Annotated in this window: 17 protein-coding genes; 9 read left to right on the top strand and 8 right to left on the bottom strand. The window is 70.1% G+C overall.

Annotated elements, in window-relative coordinates; all coding sequences use genetic code 11:
- Positions 1-19 precede the first annotated feature (19 nt).
- The 8 genes from AC1HC7_RS10085 to AC1HC7_RS10120 form a co-directional block, all read right to left on the bottom strand.
- The gene (locus AC1HC7_RS10085) at positions 20-1,315 is read right to left on the bottom strand and encodes an FGGY-family carbohydrate kinase (protein ID WP_479498984.1); all 1,296 of its coding nucleotides are present in this window, start codon (positions 1,313-1,315) and stop codon (positions 20-22) included.
- Positions 1,312-2,361 (bottom strand): class II aldolase/adducin family protein, encoded by a 1,050-nt coding sequence (locus tag AC1HC7_RS10090; RefSeq protein ID WP_479498985.1) that lies wholly within the window; start codon positions 2,359-2,361, stop codon positions 1,312-1,314. Before AC1HC7_RS10090 ends, AC1HC7_RS10085 begins: the two co-directional genes overlap by 4 nt.
- A gap of 194 nt (positions 2,362-2,555) precedes the next feature.
- The gene (locus AC1HC7_RS10095) at positions 2,556-3,374 is read right to left on the bottom strand and encodes a ferredoxin--NADP reductase (protein WP_479497151.1); all 819 of its coding nucleotides are present in this window, start codon (positions 3,372-3,374) and stop codon (positions 2,556-2,558) included.
- A 415-nt stretch (positions 3,375-3,789) separates the two neighbouring features.
- Positions 3,790-4,188 carry a RidA family protein gene (locus AC1HC7_RS10100; RefSeq protein WP_479497152.1) on the bottom strand — a complete coding sequence of 133 codons (399 nt, stop codon included), beginning with the start codon at positions 4,186-4,188 and terminating at the stop codon, positions 3,790-3,792.
- Positions 4,185-5,345 (bottom strand): acyl-CoA dehydrogenase family protein, encoded by a 1,161-nt coding sequence (locus AC1HC7_RS10105; protein ID WP_479497153.1) that lies wholly within the window; start codon positions 5,343-5,345, stop codon positions 4,185-4,187. Before AC1HC7_RS10105 ends, AC1HC7_RS10100 begins: the two co-directional genes overlap by 4 nt.
- Positions 5,346-5,487: 142 nt before the next feature.
- Complete coding sequence (locus AC1HC7_RS10110) at positions 5,488-6,300, bottom strand: enoyl-CoA hydratase family protein (protein WP_479497154.1); 813 nt, start codon at positions 6,298-6,300, stop codon at positions 5,488-5,490.
- A gap of 12 nt (positions 6,301-6,312) precedes the next feature.
- Entirely contained in the window at positions 6,313-7,158 is an 846-nt protein-coding gene (locus AC1HC7_RS10115) for an SDR family NAD(P)-dependent oxidoreductase (RefSeq protein ID WP_479497155.1), read from the bottom strand.
- 158 nt (positions 7,159-7,316) lie between these two features.
- Positions 7,317-9,137 (bottom strand): PHA/PHB synthase family protein, encoded by a 1,821-nt coding sequence (locus AC1HC7_RS10120; RefSeq protein ID WP_479497156.1) that lies wholly within the window; start codon positions 9,135-9,137, stop codon positions 7,317-7,319.
- Between the two features lie 165 nt (positions 9,138-9,302).
- Between AC1HC7_RS10120 and AC1HC7_RS10125 the strand changes: the two genes are divergently transcribed.
- The 9 genes from AC1HC7_RS10125 (at position 9,303) to AC1HC7_RS10165 (ending at position 18,092) form a co-directional block, all read left to right on the top strand.
- Positions 9,303-9,602, top strand: coding sequence for a hypothetical protein (locus AC1HC7_RS10125; RefSeq protein WP_479497157.1), 300 nt, complete (start codon positions 9,303-9,305; stop codon positions 9,600-9,602).
- A gap of 184 nt (positions 9,603-9,786) precedes the next feature.
- The gene (locus tag AC1HC7_RS10130; RefSeq protein ID WP_479497158.1) at positions 9,787-11,031 is read left to right on the top strand and encodes an LL-diaminopimelate aminotransferase; all 1,245 of its coding nucleotides are present in this window, start codon (positions 9,787-9,789) and stop codon (positions 11,029-11,031) included.
- On the top strand, positions 11,028-11,378 hold the full coding sequence (locus tag AC1HC7_RS10135; RefSeq protein WP_479497159.1) for a ribonuclease E inhibitor RraB: 351 nt from the start codon (positions 11,028-11,030) through the stop codon (positions 11,376-11,378). The genes AC1HC7_RS10130 and AC1HC7_RS10135 overlap by 4 nt, the downstream gene beginning before the upstream one ends.
- A gap of 90 nt (positions 11,379-11,468) precedes the next feature.
- A complete protein-coding gene (locus AC1HC7_RS10140; protein ID WP_479497160.1) occupies positions 11,469-12,758 on the top strand; it encodes a homoserine dehydrogenase in 1,290 nt (429 codons plus the stop codon).
- Between the two features lie 288 nt (positions 12,759-13,046).
- Positions 13,047-14,018: a class II fructose-bisphosphatase gene (gene glpX, locus AC1HC7_RS10145; RefSeq protein ID WP_479497161.1), complete on the top strand. Its 972-nt coding sequence runs from the start codon at positions 13,047-13,049 to the stop codon at positions 14,016-14,018.
- A 422-nt stretch (positions 14,019-14,440) separates the two neighbouring features.
- On the top strand, positions 14,441-15,661 hold the full coding sequence (locus tag AC1HC7_RS10150) for an acetyl-CoA C-acyltransferase (RefSeq protein WP_479497162.1): 1,221 nt from the start codon (positions 14,441-14,443) through the stop codon (positions 15,659-15,661).
- Between the two features lie 106 nt (positions 15,662-15,767).
- On the top strand, positions 15,768-16,151 hold the full coding sequence (locus AC1HC7_RS10155; RefSeq protein WP_479497163.1) for a rhodanese-like domain-containing protein: 384 nt from the start codon (positions 15,768-15,770) through the stop codon (positions 16,149-16,151).
- A gap of 23 nt (positions 16,152-16,174) precedes the next feature.
- A complete protein-coding gene (locus AC1HC7_RS10160) occupies positions 16,175-17,305 on the top strand; it encodes an acyl-CoA dehydrogenase family protein (RefSeq protein WP_479497164.1) in 1,131 nt (376 codons plus the stop codon).
- Positions 17,306-17,321: 16 nt separating this feature from the next.
- Positions 17,322-18,092 carry an SDR family NAD(P)-dependent oxidoreductase gene (locus tag AC1HC7_RS10165; RefSeq protein WP_479497165.1) on the top strand — a complete coding sequence of 257 codons (771 nt, stop codon included), beginning with the start codon at positions 17,322-17,324 and terminating at the stop codon, positions 18,090-18,092.
- Positions 18,093-18,101: the final 9 nt, after the last annotated feature.

Genomic DNA, 18,101 nt, shown 5'->3' on the forward strand with positions numbered 1-18,101 from the left:
GGGTCGTGCGGCGCGGCGGTCAGGCCGGGCCGGCGTGGTCGAGCGCCAGCAGGGCCATGCCGTAGGCCGCGTCGCCGGACAGGGTTTTCGCCGCCTTCACCCCGAGCTTTCCTTCGCGCATCGCGGTCCAGACCGGGTTGCGCGCGCCGCCGCCGACGGTGCGGATGCTGCGCAGCGGCGGCGCGCCGAGTTCGGCGAGGCGCTGATAGGCGAGGCGCTCGACATTGGCGACGCCTTCGAGCAGCCCGTGCAGGAAAGCGGCGTCATCGGCGGGGCGCGGCGTCAGGCGCGGCGCGAAATCCGGGTCGCTGTGGGGAAAGCGTTCGCCGGGCCGGTTCAGCGGGTAATAGTCGAGCCCGGTGGCGGCTTCGGGGTCGATGCGGCGCGACAATTCGGCGATGCGATCGGCGCTGAAGAACCGCGCCAGCACCGCGCCGCCGGTGTTGGAGGCCCCCCCCGCCAGCCAGCGATCGCCGATCCGGTGGGAATAGATGCCGAATTGCGGCGCGAAGATCGGCGCGTCGCAGAGCAGCTTCACGGTCATGGTGGAGCCGAGCGCCGTCACCCCGTCGCCCGGTTGCGCCGCGCCGGTGGCGAGAAACGACGCGCAGCCGTCGCTCATCCCGGCGACCACCTGCGCGCCCGCGGGCAGGCCGAAGCGGCGCGCGGCCGCGGCGGTGACGCGCCCGGCGGGGGCCCCGGGGGGCAGCGCCTCGGGCAGCAGCTCGATGCGCGCGCCGGCCGCCGCCATCCAGTCCGGCCAGCGCCCGGTCACCGGGTCGAAGCCGGTTTTCAGGGCGTTGCTGGAATCGGAAAGGTCGAAGCGCCCGGAGAACTGCGCCGCCAGCCAGCCCGCCTGATGGGCGATGCGCGCGACGCCGGGGGTGGTCTGGAGCGCCACGAAACGGGCCAGCCCGGACGTCGCGCCATGCACGGCGCTGGCGCGCGGGGCGGCGGCGGCAATGGGGTCCAGGATCGCCGGATCGGCGATCGCGTGATCATACATCAGCCCGTCGGCGAGCGGCGCCCCAGCGGCGTCGATCGGGGCCATGCTGCCCGAAGTGCCGTCCACCGACAGCGCCCGCACCCGCCCCAGATCGGCGGTTTCGGCGAGCCGGGCCAGGGCCGCCGTCATGGCCGCGGCCCAGGTCGCCGGGGCGCGCGGGGCGTCGCCGAAATCGGCCATGGCGGCGGCGGCTTCGCCGACCGCGGTCCGGGTCGCGTCCACGGCCACGGCGCGCACCCCGGAGGTGCCGCAGTCGATGCCGAGCCAGAGCGCGCCGTCGGGGGCGGCCGGAGCGCCGGGGGCGTTCACGCGCCGGACTCCGCCGGGGCGGTCTCCAGCGACTGGCGGTATTTTTCCGCGTCCCAGTCGAGCAGGGCGTGGGTTTCGTCCGGGGTCAGGGGGCGCAGGCGCGCCTCTGCGGGGATGCGGGCGGCGACATCGGCAAGGCAGCGGGCCAGTTCCTCGGCCCCGTCGCTGGCGGTTTCGTGCATCAGCACCCCCTGTCCGGGGAAAAGGATCGACGTCGGAACCGGGCGCCCGGCGGCCTGCTCGCGCATCAGCACGCCCTTTGCGTCCTGATGTCGCTCGGCAATCACGCAACCCGTTCCGAGGAAGATCACGTGGTCGGGATACAGCGCGCCCTGCGCGGCGATGGCGAGCGAGACCGGATCGCAGGCCACGGCATGGGCGCGGGCGTGGCGCGGCGCCCGGTAGGGGGCCCCCGCCGCCAGCCGCGCCAGCGTCGCGTCGGGGGCGGTCGGGCCGGGGGCGCGGGGGGGAACGGCGAGCGCCTCGCGCACCCGCGTCAGCAGGGCTTGCGCGCCCGCGACGCTGTCGGCGGCCACCACCAGCCCGTGATTGCCGAGCACCGCCACGTCGATGCCCGGCGTGAGCCGGGCGGCGATTTCGCGCGACAGCGGCAGGCCGGGGCGGATATAGGGGACGTGGATCCAGTCAAACCCCGCCAGTCGCCGCTCAAGCGTATCCCGGTCGCGGCGCACCGCGGCGGCGATGGTGTCCACGCAATGCACATGGATCACCACGCGCTGCTCGAAGGCGGCGTGCACCGTGGTTTCGATCGAGGGGCGCAGGCCGGAGCGGTCCAGCGCCGCGATGACGAAATCCTGGGCCTTTTCGGCGCGGGGGTCGTTGGCCTCCATGGCCGCGCGCAGGGGGGCGAGGGCGACGGGGGCCATGACCTCGCGGGTCATGGCGTGGGCCAGCCAGGCGCCGGAGGCCTTGATCCACATCGCCGCGTCGGTCTTCAGCGAGGTATTGCCGCCGGCCCCCTGAATCAGCGTCGGGTCGGCCCCGATGCGGGCGGAGAACCGTTTCAGTGCCTGAAGCTCGTCCATGTCGCGCAACCTCGTCAGCGATTCGGTCGCGCCGCGGGCGGCCGCCCCGAAGGTGGTGAATCAATCGCTGCGAGCATAGCGCCTTTTGCGCGCCGGGCGGGGGATTTCGCCCCCCGCCAGGAGAGTGCAGGCGCAAAAACCTTTTGTTGCCAAGGGGGGGGCAAAGGCGACGATCGGTGCGCCGGGTCGGGGTCTCAGCCGACGAAGGCGCGTTCCACGACGTATTCCGAAGGCTTGTTGTTGGCGCCTTCGGTCAATCCGAAATCCTCCAGCACCGCCTTGGTGTCCTTCAGCATGGCCATGGAGCCGCAGATCATGCCGCGATCCACCTTCGGGTCGATGGGCGGCACGCCGAGCTGCCTGAACAGGCTGCCGGTGGTCAACAGGTCGGTGATGCGGCCCATGCGGGGGAAATCCTCGCGGGTGGTGGAGGTGAAATGCACCAGCTTGGGGGCGGCGAGTTCGCCGACCAGCGGGTCGTTGCGGGTGGCGTCCACCAATTCCTCGCCGTATTTCAGTTCGGCCACCTCGCGGCAGGTGTGGGTGAGGATCACCTGATCGAATTTCTCGTAGGTCTCGGGGTCGCGGATCAGCGAGGCGAAGGGGGCGATGCCGGTGCCGGTCGAGAACATGTAAAGCCGCTTGCCCGGGGTCAGCGCGTCGAGCACCAGGGTGCCGGTGGGTTTCTTGCGCATCCAGATCTTGTCGCCGGGCCGGATCTTTTGCAGCTTTGAGGTCAGGGGGCCGTCGGGCACCTTGATGGAGAAGAATTCGACCTCCTCGTCCCAGGCGGGCGAGGCGATGGAATAGGCGCGCCAGACCGGTTTTTCGCCGGGCATGGCGATCATCACGAATTCGCCGGAGCGGAAGCGGAAGCTGGCCGGGCGGGTGATGCGGAACTTGAACAGGCGGTCGGTGTAGTGCTTCACGCTGAGCACGGTTTCGGCGAACACGCCCTTGGGGGGCTCGATCGCATCGCTTGCCGTGGGCGCCGTTTCTGCCATGATGTTCATCCGTGTTTCTCCGCGACTGGCGTTCGATAACAGGCGGGACGGCGGGGGGAAAGGCCGTTGGCGCCGCGTTGGGGTCCATCTGGGCCGGCGGCGGGCGGATTGCAATTGATTTTCACATCAAATTTTTGGCGTGGATATATTTCACGCGAAAACGGTGTGATGGATTTGGAGGCGCGAGCGTCGCGCACGCGACGCCCCCGGGGCGCATATGGTGGGGGAAGCGCGCTCCGGGGTCTGGCCGACTTACGCAACTCGATCAGCCTCAAACCGTGATGGCCTAGTCGACCAGCTCCCCGGAGCGCCAGTCAACGACAGGGAGTGGACCCAGTCTTTCACGAAGCCCTGTGCGGCGTAAGACTCCGAAATGGTGAGGATGACGGTGTCAGGCCATTGATGACGCAGCGTCAAGTGGCGATCAGAGCACCGCGGTGGCCTCGATCTCCACCTTGGCGCGGTCCTCGACCAGGGCGCTCACCTGCACCAGGCTCATGGCCGGGTAATGGCGCCCGATGACATCGCGATAGGCGGCCCCCACATCGGCGAGCCGGTCGAGATATTCGCGCTTGTCGGTGACGAACCAGGTGAGGCGGGCGATGCGGTCGGGCCCGGCGCCGGCTTCTGCCAGCACTGCGACGATGTTTTGCAGGGCCTGGCGGGTCTGGTCGGCGAAATCGTCGGTCTCGAAGACCTGCTCGGCGTTCCAGCCGATCTGGCCGCCGACGAAGACCAGCCGGCCTTCGGCGAGGATGCCGTTGGCGTAGCCTCTCGCGGCTTTCCAGGTTTTCGGGTGCAGCGGGGTCAGCGGATCGGTCATGGCCGGGGTCCTTGCGTGGGCCGGGCGGTTCCTTGCAGCGCCTGGCGGGCGATGATCACCTTCTGCACGTCCGAGGCGCCCTCGTAGATGCGCAGGGCGCGGATCTCGCGATAGAGGCTCTCGACGATCGATCCCTTGCGCACCCCGTCGCCGCCATGGATCTGCACCGCCTGGTCGATGATCTTCTGGGCGGTCTCGGTGGCGTGCAGCTTGGCCATGGCGGCCTCGCGGGTGATGCGCGCGGCGCCCATGTCCCTGGCCCAGGCGGCGCGGTAGATCAGCAGGGCCGAGGAATCCACCCCGAGCGCCATGTCGGCGATATGGCCCTGCACCATCTGCAAGTCCGACAGGGGCGCGCCGAACAACTGGCGCGACTGGGCCCGGGCGAGGGTTTCGTCGAGCGCGCGGCGCGCAAAGCCGAGCGCCGCGGCGCCGACCGTGGCGCGGAACATGTCGAGCACCGACATGGCGATGCGGAATCCGCCGCCGGCTTCGCCGATCAGCGCCTGCGCGGGCAGGCGGATGTCGTTGAAGCGAAGATGCGCCAGCGGGTGCGGGGCGATGGCCTCCAGCCGCTCGACGATCTCGAGTCCCGGCGCGTCGCCCGGCAGCAGAAAGGCGGAGAGTCCGCGCGCGCCCGGGGCCTCGCCGGTGCGGGCGAACAGGCAGTAGAGATCGGCGATGCCGCCGTTGGAAATCCAGGTCTTTTCGCCGTTGATGCGCCAGTGGTCGCCGTCCCGGGTTGCGGTGGTCTGGATCTGGGCCACGTCCGAGCCGGAGGCAGGTTCGGTGAGCGCGAAGGCGGAAATCGCGGCCCCGGCCTGCGTGCGGTCGAGCCATTGCCGCTGTTCGGGCGTGCCGAACAGGCTGATGGCGCCGGTCCCGAGCCCCTGCATGGCGAAGGCGAAATCGGCGAGGCCGTCATGGCGGGCGAGGGTTTCGCGGATCAGGCAAAGCGTGCGCACGTCGATGCGCCCGCCCGAGGCATGACGCAGGACTCCGGCCTTGCCGAGCGCCGCGACCAGGCCGCGACAGGCGGCGTCCACGTCGCCGTGGTCCACGGGCAGGTTGGCGGCGCACCATGTTTCAAGCTCGGCGGCCAGCGCGCGGTGGCGGGGGTCGAAGAACGGCCAGTCGAGGAAGCTGCGATCGGGCATCAGCCTGTCCTGGTTGGGGCGGCGTTGGGGCGGGCGGCGTCCCGGATCGGGTCCGGGACGCGCGCGGGACCAGGGGCGGGACGGGAACGGGCGCGGGAACGGGCGCGGGAATGGGCGCGGGAATGGGCGCGGGGCGCCATGTTCAGTCGCCCTCGAACACGGGTTTCCGCTTGGCGACGAAGGCCTTGTAGGCGCGTTCGAAATCGCGGGTCTGCATGCAGATCGCCTGGGCCTGGGCCTCGGATTCAATGGCCTGATCGAGGCTCATGTTCCATTCCTGGTTGATCTGGGTTTTGGTGATTCCGTTGGCGAAGACCGGGCCGGCGGCGATGCGCCGGGCCAGCGCGAGGGCCTCGGATTCGACCTCGTCGCCCGGCGCGAGGCGGTTGAAGAAGCCCCAGCGTTCGGCTTCCTCGCCCGACATGGCGCGCCCGGTGTAGAGCAGCTCGGCGGCGCGGCCCTGGCCGATGATGCGGGGCAGCATGGCGCAGGCGCCCATGTCGCAGCCCGCCAGCCCGACGCGCGAGAACAGGAACGCCACGCGGGATTCGGGCGTGCCGATGCGCAGGTCCGAGGCCATGGCGATGATCGCCCCGGCCCCGACGCAGACCCCGTCCACCGCCGCGACGATGGGCTTGCCGCAATGCAGCATGGCTTTCACCAGATCGCCGGTCATGCGGGTGAAATTCAGCAACTGCTTCATGTCCATGGCCACCAGCGGGCCGATGATGTCGTGGACATCGCCGCCGGAGCTGAAATTGCCGCCATTGGCGGCGAACACCACCGCGTCCACGTCCTCGGCGTAGACGAGGGCGCGGAACGTGTCGCGCAGTTCGGCGTAGCTGTCGAAGGTCAGGGGGTTCTTGCGCGCGGGGCGGTCGAGGCGGATCACCGCGACCCGGCCCTCCATGCGCCAGAGGAAATGCTTCGGGGCGAGGCCCGCCATGTCGGTCATCGTCGTGATTCCTCAGATTTCGCCGCCAGCGATGGGGATCGCCTGGCCGGTGACGGCGTCGGAGCCGGGCCCGCACAGCCAGAGCGCGGCGGCGGAGACCTCCGCCGGGCGGATCAGGCGGCCCATGGGGTTGGCGGAGGCGAGCGCGGCGCGGGCTTGCGATTCGGTCCGGCCGGTCTTTTGCATGATGTTGGCGACCGAGGCGTCGGTCATGGGCGTGTCGAGAAACCCGGGGCAGAGCGCGTTGACCGTGATCCCGGTCTTCGCGGTTTCCCGGGCCAGCGCGCGCACCAGCCCCACGGCGCCGTGCTTGGCGGCGCAATAGGGCGCGACATAGCCGTAGCCCTTGAGCCCGGCGGTGGAGGCGACCGCGATCAGCCGCCCCCAGCCGCGCCCCTTCAAGCCGTCGAGCGCGGCGCGAAAGGTGAGGAAGGCGCCGGTGAGGTTCACGTCCAGCATCCGCCGCCACTGATCCAGCGAAGTTTTCGCGATCGGCGCGCTTTCGGCGGCGCCGGCATTGGCGATGACGATGTCAAAGGCGGGCTGGTCGAACAGGGCGTAGACCGAGGCTTCGTCGGTCACGTCGCATTGACGGTAGGCGAGCCTTGCGAGGGCGGCGTCAGGATGCGTTGGTTCGGGATGCGTTGGTTCGGGATGCGTCGGTTCGGGGGGCGTCGGTTCGGGGGGCGCGGCGCGGCGCCCGCAGATCACCACCTCGGCCCCCGCGGCGGCGAGGTCCAGCGCGATGCGCGCCCCGACCCCCGAGCCGCCGCCGGTCACCAGCGCGCGCCGGCCTGAAAGCGGCGTCACCATGGGCGTGGGGCGGTTGGTCTGCGCATGCGGGATCCTCCGGGACATGGGCGGAGGTTGCCACGGGTCGGGCATAACTTCAAGCTTGAAATTTTATGCATAAAGCATTTGTTTGGGGCGCGCGCAGCGCCGCCCCCGCCGCCGCGCCGGGCGCAGCCCGGCGCGGCGGCTCTGAATCAATCGGAATTCGGGGCGCCCCCGGGGGATCATTCGTCAAAGCGCTTCTTCACGTAGGATCCCGGGGCGTCCTCGATGACGCCGCAGACCGCGCCGGGCTCGCGCGGCTTGACCTTGCGCCCGGAGCGCCTGGCGAGCCATTTCGCCCAGTCCGGCCACCAGGAGCCGGGGATTTCCCGCGCGCCCTCCAGCCAGTCGGCGAGGGTCTCGGCGCTCATGTCCTCGTTGATCCAGTGCTGGTATTTCTTCATCGCCGGCGGGTTCACCACCCCGGCGATATGCCCGGAGCCGGCGACCACGAAGCGCAATTCGGCGTTGGTCATCTTGCGGGCGCCGTCATAGACCGAGGCGGCGGGGGCGATGTGGTCCTCGCGGCTGGCCACGTGATAGACCGGGGTCCTGATGTCGGCCAGGGTCACCGGCACGCCTTTCAGCGCAAGATCGCCGGTGGCGAAGACGTTGCGGTTGTAGAACTGGTCAAGATAGAAGTGATGCACCTTGGCCGGCATCGAGGTGCTGTCGGCGTTCCAGTACAGCAGGTCGAAGGGAAACGGATCCTTGCCCAGATAGTAGTTGTTGATCACGTAGCTCCAGATCAGGTCGGACGAACGCAGCATGTTGAAGGCCGAGGCCATGGAGCGCGCCGGCAGATAGCCCTTGTCCATCTGTTCGTCCACCACCGCCACGGTCATGTCGTCGACGAACACCTGCAATTCGCCGGCGTCCTCGAAATCCAGCTGCGCGGTGAAGAAGGTGGCGGATTTCACCCGCTTGTCGCCGGTCTTGCCCATATAGGCGAGCATGCCGCCGGTCAGGGTGCCGCCGACGCAGTAGGAGGCGAGGTTGACCTGTTTCTGGCCGGTTTCCTTCAGCGCCATGTCGATGGCCTCCATGGCGCCTTTTTCCATGTAGGATTCCCAGGTCTCGTCCTTCTGGCTCTCGTCCGGATTGACCCAGGAGATCATGAACACCGTGAACCCCTGTTCGACCATCCATTGCACCATGGATTTCTTCGGGTTGAGGTCGAGCACGTAGTATTTGTTGATCCAGGGCGGGATGAACAGCAGCGGCGTCGCGTGGACCTTTTCGGTTTTCGGCGCGTACTGGATCAGCTGCATGACGTTGTTCTGGTGGATCACCTTGCCCGGGGTCAGGGCCATGTCGCGGCCGACCTCGAAGGCCTCCATGTCGGTCTGACGGATCAGCAGCTGGCCTTTGCCGCGCTCCAGATCCTCGGCCATCATGGTGAGGCCGCGCACCAGGTTTTCGCCTTTCTGCTCGTAGGTGGCGTTCAGCACCTCGGGGTTCATGGCGGCGAAATTGGTGGGGCTCATGGCCTCGACGAAGTTGCGGGTGAAGAAGGCGACCTTCTTGCGGTCGCGGGGCTCCATGTCGCCGAGTTCGCTGGCCGCATCCTGGATGTAGCGCGAGGTCAGCAGGTAGCTTTGCTTGATGTAGTCGAAGACCTGGTTGTCGGACCACTCGTCGGATTTGAAGCGCTTGTCGCCGCGGGCCGGTTCGGCGAGCGGCCCGGGGGTCTCGCCGCCGATCCATTTCAGGGTCATGCGCCGCCACAATTCGGCCTGCCGGGTCCAGAGGTCCAGCGTGCGGTCGGCGACCTCCTGGGGGTTGGACATCATCGCCTGGCCGAGTTCGGCGAAGGCGGGCAGGGTGTTGAGCGGGTCGCCATGGGCGGGGTGGTCGTCCCCGGCGTTCGATTGCAGCAGGTGCATCCAGATTTCCTGGCTGCGCTCGACGACCTTGGCCATGTTGGCGGTGAATTCGGCGCTGGTCCGGGCGGCGGCCTCGGCGCCTTCGAGGGCGGCCTTGGCGGGGTCCTTGTCGTCCATGCTCGGGGTCCTCGGTGTCGAAAAAAGGGCGTCGGAATGGCGGCGCATTGCGGCTGGCGCCCCCGCCGGGTTGTCGATATTGTTCCGGTCATTATGGCAGATTCACCATGGGAACACCAAGCGTCTCGGCGAACGGGCGGCGCGAAATGTCGCACTGCAGCAATTTTGCTGCAGTGCAGCGTAGCCCTTGCCGCCTGCGCGCCCCTGAACGGGGCGCCCGGCGGCGTCGACCTGCCCGAGGATCCGCCCCCGGCGGCGGGCGACTGGCCGCGGCTGGTGGATGCGCCGCAGGCGATGACGCCGGGAAGGTTCAGCGCCGCGGCGCCGGATCCCGCCAACGGCGCGGCGGTGCGGCGCGCGCTCGCCATCGATGCCGCGGCGGCGCATGTCGAGGCCGAGCGGCTGGCGGCGCCGGTGATCCCGGCGCCGCAGGCGCGCCGCCTGCGCGGCGCCGCGCGGCGCTGAAGGCCCCGGGCGGGGCCGGCCAGCGGCAATATCGCGCTGCAATGCGCGCCGCGACCGGGTATAACGCGGTCCAGATTCGCCCCAACCCGATCCCGCCCCCCGATCCCGACCCCCGATCCCGACCCGATCCCGTCCTGACCGATCCACCCTGACCCACCATCACCCGGAGGCTGGCGCCGCGCCCATGTCCGAAGAATTCCACCGCATCAAACGCCTGCCCCCCTATGTGTTCGCCGAGGTCAACCGCCTGAAGGCCGCGTATCGCGCCGAGGGCATGGACATCATCGATTTCGGCATGGGCAACCCGGACATGGACACCCCCGCCCATATCGTCGACAAGCTGGTGGAGACCGTGCGCAAGCCGCGCACCCACCGCTATTCGGCCTCGCGCGGCATCCCCGGGCTGCGCCGGGCGCAGGCGGGGTATTACGCGCGCCGCTTCGGGGTCGAACTGGACCCGGAGACCGAGGTGATCGCCACGCTCGGCTCCAAGGAGGGGCTGGCCAACCTCGCCATGGCGATCACCGCGCCGGGCGACGTGATCCTGTCGCCCAACCCGAGCTATCCGATCCATCCCTACGGGTTCATGATCGCCGGCGGCGCGCTGCGCCATATCCCGGCGCTGCACGAGGGGCGGTTCGATCCGGAGGTGTATCTGGCGGCGGTGCACCGGGCGATCCACCATTCGGTGCCCAAGCCGGTGGCCATCGTGGTGAATTTCCCCTCCAACCCCACGGCGCAGCTTTGCGATCTGGATTTCTACGCCGCGCTGGTGGCGCTGGCGCGCAAGCACGGGCTGTGGCTGCTGTCCGACCTCGCCTATGCGGAAATCTATTTCGACGACAACCCGCCGCCCTCGCTGTTGCAGGTCGAGGGCGCGCGCGAGGTGGCGGTGGAGTTCACCTCGCTGTCAAAGACCTATTCCATGCCCGGCTGGCGCATGGGCTTCGCCGTGGGCAACGCGCGGCTGATCGGGGCGCTGACGCGGATCAAGTCGTATCTGGATTACGGCGCCTTCACCCCGGTGCAGGTGGCCGCGGCGGCGGCGCTGAACGGGCCGCAGGAATGCGTGGCCGAGATCCGCGGCGTGTATCGCGCGCGGCGCGACGCGCTGGTCGAGGCCATGGGCCGCGCCGGGTGGGACATTCCGCCGCCGCCGGCCACCATGTTCGCCTGGGCGCCGCTGCCGGAGAAGTTTCGCGCCATGGGGTCGATGGCGTTCTCGAAGATCCTGCTGCGCGAGGCGGCGGTGGCGGTGTCCCCGGGCGTCGGGTTCGGGGAATACGGCGAGGGTTTCGTGCGCCTGGGGCTGGTGGAGAACGAACAGCGCATCCGGCAGGCGGCGCGGGGCGTGAAGAAGGTGCTGCAGAACGCCGACGCGATCCTGTCGCGCTTCGCGGCGCAAGGCGGCGAGGCGCGGGGCGCATGAGCGAGCGCTGGGATTTCGCCGGCCAGAAGGCGGACACCGAATGGATGTGGCGCCAGCTGAAGGGCCAGCGGGCGGCCGAACCCGACGAGGCGATCACGCTCGACATCCAGTTCGCGCCGGCGCGGGCGCGGGTCGATGCCGACGGGTTCGCGGCGGCGCTGCGCCGCGCCGGGTTCGAGGCCCATGCCTATGAGCAGGACGGCGCGCCGGTGGTCGAGGCCTCGGCCGCGCAGGCCGAGTTTTCCATTGCCTGCATCTGGCATTACGAGGAGCGCGCCACCCGGATCGCGCTGAAATTCGGCTTCGAGCCCGAAGGCTGGGGGTTCATCGAGGCGCGCGGGGTCTGACGCCGCCCGGGGCGTCGCGCAGCCGCCGGTTGTGACCGGGGCGGCCAGCCGCTAGAACCGGTCGCACGCGACAACAAGGAACCGTGCCCGATGACGAAACAACCTCTGCGACTGGGCCTTGCGGGGCTTGGCACCGTCGGCTGCGGCGTGGTGAAGATCGTGCAGGCGCATGGCGCGCTGCTGGCGGCGCGGGGCGGACGCGCGGTGGAGATCGCCGCCGTGTCGGCGCGCAGTCGCGGGCGGGATCGCGGCGTCGATCTGTCGGGCTACGCCTGGGAGGATGACCCGGTGGCGCTGGCGGCGCGCGACGACATCGACGTGTTCGTGGAAATGATGGGCGGCGAGGACGGGCCGGCCAAGGCCTCGGTCGAGGCGGCGCTGGCGGCGGGCAGGCATGTGGTCACCGCCAACAAGGCGATGCTGGCCCATCACGGCCAGGCCATGGCCGAGGCCGCCGAGGCGAAGGGGCTGGCGCTGCGCTACGAGGCGGCGGTGGCCGGCGGCATCCCGGTGGTCAAGGCGCTGGGCGAAGGGCTGGCGGGCAACGCGGTGACGCGGGTGATGGGGGTGCTGAACGGCACCTGCAACTACATCCTGACGGAAATGGAGCGACGCGGCGCCGATTACGCCGAAGTGCTGGCCGACGCGCAGCGGCTGGGCTATGCGGAATCCGACCCGGCCTTCGACGTGGGCGGCGTGGACGCGGCGCACAAGCTGGCGCTGCTGGCGGCGCTGGCCTTCGGCGTGCGGGTTGATTTCGCCGGGGTCGACATCGAGGGCATCGAGCGCATCACCCCGGCCGATATCGAGCAGGCCCGCGACATGGGCTATCGCATCAAGCTGCTCGGGGTGGCGCGGATGACCGGCGCGGGGCTCGAGCAGCGCATGCAGCCCTGCCTGGCGCCGGCGGGTTCGGCGCTGGGGCAGCTGGAGGGCGTCACCAACGCCATCGCCGTCGAGGGCGATTTCGTCGGCCAGACCATTTTCGAGGGGCCGGGCGCGGGCGAGGGGCCCACGGCCTCGGCGATCATCGCCGACGTGATCGACATCGCCGCCGGGTCGCGCCGCCCGGCGTTCGGCGTGGCGGCCGCCGCGCTGGCCGCGGCGCCGCGCGCGGCGGATGCGGGCGAGGCGGCGTTCTATCTGCGCCTGTCGCTGTCCGATCAGCCCGGGGTGCTGGCCCGGGTGGCGGCGGCGCTGGGCGAGGAGGGGGTCTCGATCCACCGCATGCGTCAGTATGACCATGACGGGCGCGCCGCCCCGGTGCTGATCGTCACCCATCCGGCGCCGCGCATGGCCATCGACGGCGCCCTGGGGCGGATCGGCGCGATGAAGGACAGTCTGGCGGCCCCGGTGGCGCTGCGCATCGAGACCATGTGATTGCTTTTCCTGATTGTTTCAGGGCGCGCGCGCGTCGCGCGGCGCGGGGGGCGCCCGGGGCCGGGGGCGCGCCTTGAAGGATGGGGGCGCGGCCCCGGGTCGGCGCGGGCGTTGATCGCGGCGTGAGAGCGCCGGCGCGTCGGCGCTTCGCGCGACGACGCCGGCGGCGGGCCCGCCCTTTCACGCGGAAAACTGTTTTGCTTGCGGGGTTGGCGTCGGGCTCGTAGAAGCGCTGCGAGATTGCAGCCTTCGCGCCTGTCGCGGCGGCGATGAATTGAGGAGACGACCATGTCCGATGCCCGCGAGTTGATTTTCACCGACCGCATGCTGTCGCTCGGCCTCGCCCGCGTGTCCGAAGCCGCCGCCATCGCCTCGGCCAAGCTGATCGGGCGGGGCGACGAGAAGGCCGCCGATCAGGCCGCCGTGGACGCCATGCGCACGCAGCTCAATCTGCTGGAGATCCGCGGCACCGTGGTCATCGGCGAGGGCGAGCGCGACGAGGCGCCGATGCTGTATATCGGCGAGCAGGTGGGGCGCGGGACCGGCCCCGAGGTCGATATCGCGCTGGACCCGCTGGAGGGCACGACGCTGACCGCAAAGGCCATGCCCAATGCGCTGGCGGTGATCGCCATGGGGCCGCGCGGGTCCATGCTGCACGCGCCCGACGTCTACATGGACAAGCTGGCGATCGGGCCGGGCTACGCGCCGGGGCTGGTCGATCTGGACATGGCGCCGACCGAGCGCATCGCCGCGCTGGCCGCCGCCAAGGGCTGCGGGACAGACGGCGTCACGGTGTGCATTCTGGAGCGCCCGCGCCACGAGGATCTGGTGCGCGAGGTGCGCGGCACCGGGGCCGCGATCCAGCTGATCACCGATGGCGACGTGGCCGGGGTGATCCATTGCGCCGAGGCGCACAAGACCGGGATCGACATGTATATGGGGTCTGGCGGGGCGCCCGAGGGGGTGCTGGCCGCCGCGGCGCTGAAATGCATGGGCGGGCAGATCCAGGGCCGGCTGCTGTTTCGCAACGATGACGAGCGCGGCCGCGCCGCCAAGGCCGGGATCACCGATCTGGACCGCAAATACGGGCTTGACGATCTGGTCACCGCCGACGTGATTTTCGCCGCCACCGGGGTCACCGACGGGTCCGTGGTGCGCGGCGCGCGGCGCGACGGCGAGTATCTGGAGACCGAGACCATTCTGATGCGGTCGAAAACCGGATCGGTGCGGCGGTTGTTCTACCGCAGCAAGATGGTCTGAGCTTTCGGCCCCGGCGGGCGGTCGCCGCGCCGCCGCGGTTTCGGGGCCTTTGGCTGATGCGCCGGCCCGATGACCGGGCGGCGGTCGCCTGGGTCGAGCGGGTTTCCGGTTTTGGCCGGGCTTGACTCTTCTGGTTTGCATCTTGCCCGTGGGGAGCGGCTGCGCCGGTGGGGCGGGGCCTCGCTTCGCTCGGGATTGACGGCTTTGCCGTCGGGACGGGAGCCTCGCTTCGCTCGGGGTTGACGGCTTTGCCGTCGGGGCGCGCTTGCGGGCGGGGATGTGAACAATGGTCAGCTTGATCCGACTCGGGTTTTTCTGTAGGCCTCTTCAGGAAATGAACGATCATTCAGTGGCGATCTGATCTCCGGATCGGGCGGATCGCGGCAGGCGGGCGGCGCTCGCCGGATGCACAGGAGGTTTTCATGACGCTCTCGCAGGATTCAGGACGCGCGCTCGCCCCCAACGGCGACCCGATCGTCATCGTTGGCGCGGCGCGCACGCCCATGGGCGGCTTTCAGGGAGATCTGGCCGGGGCCTCGGCGGCGCAGCTTGGCGGGACGGCGATCGCCGCGGCGCTTTCGGGCGCGAAGGTGGCGGCGGGGGATGTGGACGAGCTGCTCATGGGCTGCGTGCTGCCCGCCGGGCAGGGGCAGGCGCCGGCGCGCCAGGCCGGGTTCGCGGCCGGGCTGGGCGAGGAGGTTCCCGCCTCGACGCTCAACAAGATGTGCGGCTCGGGGATGAAATGCGTGATGGCGGCGCATGACCAGCTGCTGGTCGGGAACGGCGCGGTGGTGGTGGCGGGGGGCATGGAGAGCATGTCCAACGCCCCCTATCTGCTGCCCAAGATGCGCGCCGGGGCGCGATTGGGACATGCGCAGGCCATGGATCACATGTTTCTCGACGGGCTGGAGGACGCCTATGACAAGGGGCGTCTGATGGGGACCTTCGCCGAGGATTGCGCCGAGAAATACCAGTTCACCCGCGAGGCGCAGGACGAATATGCGCTGGGCTCGCTGTCCGGGGCGCTGGAGGCGCAGAATTCCGGCGCCTTCGACGCCGAGATCGCGCCGGTGACGATAACGACCCGCCGCGGCGAGGTGGTGGTGAGCGGCGACGAGCAGCCGCGCAAGGCCCGCCCCGAGAAGATCCCGACCCTGAGGCCGGCCTTTCGCAAGGACGGGACGGTGACGGCGGCGAACGCCTCGTCGATATCCGACGGGGCGGCGGCGCTGGTGCTGATGCGCCGCTCCGAGGCCGCGGCGCGGGGCCTGGCGGTGCGGGCGACGATTCTGGGTCATGCCAGCCACGCGCAGGCGCCGGCGTGGTTTTCCACCGCGCCGATCCCGGCGATGAAGGCGCTGATGGCGCGCATCGGCTGGGGCGTCGACGACGTGGATCTGTGGGAAATCAACGAGGCCTTCGCCGTGGTGCCCATGGCGGCGCAGGTCGAGATGGGCATCCCGCGCGAAAAGCTCAACGTCAATGGCGGGGCCTGCGCGCTGGGGCATCCGATCGGGGCCTCGGGGGCGCGGATCCTGGTCACGCTGCTGCATGCGCTGGAGGCGCGGGGCGCCAAGCGCGGCATGGCCGGGATCTGCATCGGCGGCGGCGAGGCGACGGCGATGGCGCTGGAACTGGGGTGATTTTCCTGAATTGGGGGCGTCTTGTCGGCTTGGGCGGCTTGACGTCGCCGCCCCGCGGAGAGGCGTGCGCGGGCAACGGAGCGCCGGGTTGAGCGAGGAGAGATCGATGAAGCACGTGAAGGACATGGTGGCCGAGGCCAATGCGGTGGTCGAGACCGTCTCGGTGGATGCGGCGAAGGCGCTGCTGGGTCAGGACGGGGTCACCTTCGTCGACATCCGCGACATCCGCGAATTGCAGCGCGAGGGCGTCGTGCCCGGCGCCTATCACTGCCCGCGGGGCATGCTTGAATTCTGGATCGACCCGGAAAGCCCCTATGCCAAGGAGGTTTTCCAGCAGGGCGGCAGATATGTGTTTTTCTGCGCCGCGGGCTGGCGCTCGGCGCTGGCGGCGCGCACCGCGCAGGAGATGGGGCTGCAGGGGGTCTGCCATATCGACGGCGGCTTCGGGGCCTGGAAGGCGGCGGGCTGTCCGGTCGAGGCCAGGGGCTGAGGCCAGGGGCGGGGAGCGCCGACATGCTGACCGACGAACAGAGCCTGATCCGCGACACCGCGCGGGCCTTTGCGCGGGACCGGCTGACGCCGGGCGCGGCGGCGCGGGAGAAGGCGGGCGAGATCGAGCCCGAGATCCGCGCCGAGCTGGGCGAGCTGGGGTTTCTGGGCATGACCATCCCCGAGGACCGGGGCGGCGTCGGCGCCGATTACGTGAGCTACGCGCTGGCGCTGATGGAGATCGCCGCCGGGGACGGGGCGGTGTCGACCATGGTCTCGGTGCACAACGCGCCGTTTCTGGCGATACTGGACCGCTTCGCCAGCCCCGAGCAGCAGGAGCGCTGGCTGCGCCCCGCCGCCGCGGGCGCGTTCATCGGCTGTTTCGCGCTGACCGAGGCGCATGCGGGGTCCGACGCCTCGGCCCTGCGCACCCGGGCGGCGGCGCGCGACGGCGGGTATGTGGTGAACGGGGCCAAGCAGTTCATTTCCTCGGCGAAGATCGGCGGGGCGACGGTGCTGTTCGCGGTCACCGATCCGGGCGCCGGCAAGAAGGGGCTCAGCGCCTTCATCGCCGCCAATGACGCGCCGGGCTTCGTGGTCGCCAGACCCGAGGAGAAGCTGGGGCAGAAGGCCTCGGACACCTGTGCGCTGGCCTTCGAGGACATGGCGCTGGACGGCGAGGCGCTGATCGGGGCCGAGGGCCAGGGCTACGCCATCGCGTTGTCGAGCCTGGAGACCGGGCGCATCGGCATCGCCGCGCAATCGGTGGGCATGGCGCAGGCGGCGTTCGATCACGCGCTGGCCTACGCGCGCGCGCGCGAAAGCTTCGGAAAGCCGATCTTTGCGCATCAGGCGGTGCAGTTCCGCCTTGCCGACATGGAGACCCGGCTGGAGGCGGCGCGGCAACTGGTGCTGGCCGCCGCGCGGCTGAAGGATGCGGGCGCGCCCTGCCTGCGCGAGGCGGCGATGGCCAAGCTGTTTGCCTCGGAAATGGCCGAAACCGTGTGCTCGGGCGCGGTTCAGACGCTGGGCGGCTACGGCTGTCTGTCGGACTATCCGGTGGAAAAGATCTATCGCGACGTGCGGGTGTGCCAGATCTACGAGGGCACGTCGGACATCCAGAAAATCATCATCGCCCGGCAGATGGCCGGGTGAGCGAGGGAGACGGGACATGAAGATCGGCAATGACATCGCGGCGGTGATCACCGGCGGGGCCTCGGGGCTGGGCGAGGCGACGGCGCGCAGGCTGGCCGCCGATGGCGCGAAGGTGGCGCTGTTCGACAAGAACGCCGATCGCGGCGAAAAGGTCGCGGCGGCGCTTGGCGGGGTGTTCTGCGAGGTGGACGTGACCGACCCGGCCAGCGTTGCGGCGGGGTTCGCGAAAGCCCGCGCCGCCATCGGGCAGGAGCGCATCTGCGTGAACTGCGCCGGGGTGGCCTGGGCGGCGAAAACCGTGGATCGCGACGGCAAGCCGCATGATCCGGGAATGTTCGCGACCACCATCACCATCAACCTGATCGGCACCTTCAACGTCGCCAGCCAGGCCGCGGCGGGCATGAGCGCCGCCGCGCCGATCACTGGCGACGGCGAGCGCGGGCTGATCGTCAACACCGCCTCGGTCGCCGCCTATGACGGGCAGATCGGGCAGATCGCCTATGCGGCCTCCAAGGGCGGCATCGTCGCCATGACCCTGCCCATGGCGCGCGACCTGTCGCGCGCCGGGGTGCGGGTCTGCGCCATCGCGCCGGGGCTGTTCCTGACGCCGATGCTGAAGGGGCTGCCCGAGGACGTGCAGCAGGCGCTGGGCGCGCAGGTTCCGTTCCCGTCGCGATTGGGCGATCCGGCGGAATACGCGGCGCTGGTGGCCCATATGGCCGAAAATTCGATGCTGAACGGCGAGGTGGTGCGGCTGGACGGGGCGATCCGCATGGCGCCGAAGTGATGACTGCGC

It is taken from the genome of Oceanicella sp., from assembly GCF_056449545.1.

Excerpts from the sequence above, each read along its gene's own strand:
- AC1HC7_RS10110 (WP_479497154.1), bottom strand. The coding sequence starts at position 6,300 with ATGACCGACATGGCGGGCCTCGCCCCGAAGCATTTCCTCTGGCGCATG.
- glpX (WP_479497161.1), top strand. The coding sequence starts at position 13,047 with ATGTCCGATGCCCGCGAGTTGATTTTCACCGACCGCATGCTGTCGCTC.
- AC1HC7_RS10115 (WP_479497155.1), bottom strand. The coding sequence starts at position 7,158 with ATGTCCCGGAGGATCCCGCATGCGCAGACCAACCGCCCCACGCCCATG.
- AC1HC7_RS10130 (WP_479497158.1), top strand. The coding sequence starts at position 9,787 with ATGTCCGAAGAATTCCACCGCATCAAACGCCTGCCCCCCTATGTGTTC.
- AC1HC7_RS10095 (WP_479497151.1), bottom strand. The coding sequence starts at position 3,374 with ATGAACATCATGGCAGAAACGGCGCCCACGGCAAGCGATGCGATCGAG.
- AC1HC7_RS10090 (WP_479498985.1), bottom strand. The coding sequence starts at position 2,361 with ATGGACGAGCTTCAGGCACTGAAACGGTTCTCCGCCCGCATCGGGGCC.
- AC1HC7_RS10140 (WP_479497160.1), top strand. The coding sequence starts at position 11,469 with ATGACGAAACAACCTCTGCGACTGGGCCTTGCGGGGCTTGGCACCGTC.
- AC1HC7_RS10165 (WP_479497165.1), top strand. The coding sequence starts at position 17,322 with ATGAAGATCGGCAATGACATCGCGGCGGTGATCACCGGCGGGGCCTCG.
- AC1HC7_RS10150 (WP_479497162.1), top strand. The coding sequence starts at position 14,441 with ATGACGCTCTCGCAGGATTCAGGACGCGCGCTCGCCCCCAACGGCGAC.
- AC1HC7_RS10120 (WP_479497156.1), bottom strand. The coding sequence starts at position 9,137 with ATGGACGACAAGGACCCCGCCAAGGCCGCCCTCGAAGGCGCCGAGGCC.
- AC1HC7_RS10135 (WP_479497159.1), top strand. The coding sequence starts at position 11,028 with ATGAGCGAGCGCTGGGATTTCGCCGGCCAGAAGGCGGACACCGAATGG.
- AC1HC7_RS10160 (WP_479497164.1), top strand. The coding sequence starts at position 16,175 with ATGCTGACCGACGAACAGAGCCTGATCCGCGACACCGCGCGGGCCTTT.
- AC1HC7_RS10105 (WP_479497153.1), bottom strand. The coding sequence starts at position 5,345 with ATGCCCGATCGCAGCTTCCTCGACTGGCCGTTCTTCGACCCCCGCCAC.
- AC1HC7_RS10155 (WP_479497163.1), top strand. The coding sequence starts at position 15,768 with ATGAAGCACGTGAAGGACATGGTGGCCGAGGCCAATGCGGTGGTCGAG.
- AC1HC7_RS10100 (WP_479497152.1), bottom strand. The coding sequence starts at position 4,188 with ATGACCGATCCGCTGACCCCGCTGCACCCGAAAACCTGGAAAGCCGCG.